4 protein-coding genes are annotated in these 2,029 nt (G+C 72.4%); all 4 read right to left on the reverse strand.

Annotated features, from left to right (window positions below):
• Nucleotides 1-67: 67 nt before the first annotated feature.
• From gvpO to gvpJ, 4 genes are read right to left on the reverse strand one after another with little or no spacing between them, the layout of a single operon-like run.
• Nucleotides 68-328 carry a gas vesicle protein GvpO gene (gvpO, locus tag E1200_RS32905; RefSeq protein WP_131956525.1) on the reverse strand — a complete coding sequence of 87 codons (261 nt, stop codon included), beginning with the start codon at nucleotides 326-328 and terminating at the stop codon, nucleotides 68-70.
• 10 nt (nucleotides 329-338) lie between these two features.
• Nucleotides 339-599, reverse strand: coding sequence for a gas vesicle protein GvpG (locus tag E1200_RS32910; protein ID WP_131956527.1), 261 nt, complete (start codon nucleotides 597-599; stop codon nucleotides 339-341).
• A gap of 2 nt (nucleotides 600-601) precedes the next feature.
• Nucleotides 602-1,405 (reverse strand): GvpL/GvpF family gas vesicle protein, encoded by an 804-nt coding sequence (locus E1200_RS32915; RefSeq protein ID WP_131956529.1) that lies wholly within the window; start codon nucleotides 1,403-1,405, stop codon nucleotides 602-604.
• Nucleotides 1,402-1,836, reverse strand: a complete 435-nt coding sequence (gvpJ, locus tag E1200_RS32920) for a gas vesicle protein GvpJ (RefSeq protein ID WP_131956531.1) — start codon at nucleotides 1,834-1,836, stop codon at nucleotides 1,402-1,404. Before gvpJ ends, E1200_RS32915 begins: the two co-directional genes overlap by 4 nt.
• Nucleotides 1,837-2,029: the final 193 nt, after the last annotated feature.

Here is a 2,029-nt window from a genome sequence, read left to right on the forward strand (position 1 = left end):
GTGTATAAGAGACAGCCCCACCGGGGTCCGGGGCCGGGCGCCGGGCCGGGGCCCGGGCGTCCGGCGGCTAGTGCCTCTCGGTCCGCCCGCGCGGGTAGCGGCGGACGCGGCGGTAGCCGACCAGCTCCCCGTCCGCGTCGACCTCGATCTCGTAGACCGCGAGGATGTCGGCCGAGTCGGGGATGCGGCGGGTCTCCACGACCTCCACCTGGACGCGCCACCCGTCCTCGTCGGCGCGTTCGAGCCCGACCACGCTCTCGGCGCTGCGGCCGGTCATCGAGGTGACGTGCTCGGCCGCGCGTTTGGCGGCTTCGGACGCGGACATCATGTGGGGCCTCCTAGCCGCCGCCCTGGAGGCGGGCCTGCTCGCGTGCGCGGCCCTCGTTGAGCCGTTGGATCAGCTCCTCCTCGCGTTCGGCCGCTTCCTCCTCGGTGATCTCCCCGGCGGCGGCCTGGTCGGCGATCTCCTGCATCTCCGCGGCGATGCGGCCCGGGTCGTACAGGCGCGCCTCGGCCTGCTCGGTGAGGGTCTCGGCCAGCCACATCACGCCGCGCACGGGTGCGAGCGGCAGCGTGACCAGCCCGGTGAACAGTCCCATCGTCATTCCTCCGGGACGAAGTCGTAGGGCGGCAGCGGCCCGATCAGCCGGACCTTGATGCGCTCGCCGTGCTCGCGGGAGAGTTCCTCGACGGCCTGCTCGAACTCGGCGCGCCGGTCGGCGCGGACGAGGAACGAGGCGTCCAGGACGTCCTCCTCGCGGGCGGGCGTCTTGGTCACGGCGGCCTCGGCGGCGCCGGCGGCGCCGTCCAGCAGCGCCTGGCCGTCGGACTCGCGCATCCGCTCCATCGTCTGGGCGATCAGCTCGCCGAGGCGGACGCGGTCGTAGTAGACGGCGTCGGCGGCGTCGGCCGGGACCTCGCGGAGCCGCTGCGACAGCTCGGCGATGTCGGGGTCGGCGGCCATGATCTCGCGCAGGACGGTGTCCTGGACGTAGGTGGCCTTCACGCGGAGTTCGACGGTGCCGTCGAGCTGCTCCAGGATGCGCCCGAACCGCTCGGAGTTGCCGGCGAGCAGTTCCTTCTCGACGGCGCCGCGGTCGGCGAGGGCCGCGCCGAACCGGAACGGCAGCACGACGGTGCCGGCGTCGACCAGGGCGTTGAGGACGCGCTGGTGGGCGACCAGGTCGGCGCGTTCGCCGAGGGCGCGGCCCTGCGGCAGGTCGCTGACGATCGCGGCGCAGACGCCGCCGTCCTCGATCATCGTGACCGGCTTGTCGTCCAGGCCGAGGACGTCACCGGGCAGGGTGGCGCCCGAGCGGGTCACGCCGTAGACGTACTGCGGTGCCCGGTCGTCCTGGGGGGCGTCCCCGGGGCCGTTGCCGCCGGGGGTCTGCGGCGTGGTCATGACTCCTCGTCCTCCTTCTTGCGGGACGGGCGGCGCCGTGCGGCCTGCTTGTCGTCGTCGGAGTCCTCGTCGCCGCCGAAGGTCTCCTTCAGGCGTTCGCCCGCGCCCTCCAGGGCGCCGCGGGTCTTCTTCTTCGCGCCGGACTCCTGCATGCCGCCGACGAACTCCGGCAGGCCCTGCGAGTTGTCGTTGTTGGCGATGTCGAGGCGGTTGACGGCCTCGGCGAAGCGCAGGTAGGTGTCGACGCTGGCGACGACGATCCGCACGTCGACGGTGAGGATCTCGATTCCGACCAGTGAGACCCGGGCGTACAGGTCGATGACCAGTCCCTTTTCCAGGATCAGGTCGACCACGTCGGCGAGGCCGCCGCCGGAGCCGCCGCGCTGGACTTGGTTGGTGCCCGAGGTCTGCTGGGCGATCGGCCCAGTCATGTCATATCTCCCTGTGTGTGGGTGTCTGGTGGTATCCGCGGGTTTTCCGTTCCGTGCACGCCACCTCTTTACCCCGAGCCATCCGCCTAAACGGGGTGCCGCGTTTCGGTCATCCGCCGGTAAAAGCGCACGTCCCCGGGGTGCGGCCGGTGCGGGCCGCACCCCGGGGACGTGCAGCGGGGCCGGGTAAGGA

Source organism: Actinomadura sp. GC306, from assembly GCF_004348665.1.
Lineage (GTDB): Bacteria > Actinomycetota > Actinomycetes > Streptosporangiales > Streptosporangiaceae > Spirillospora.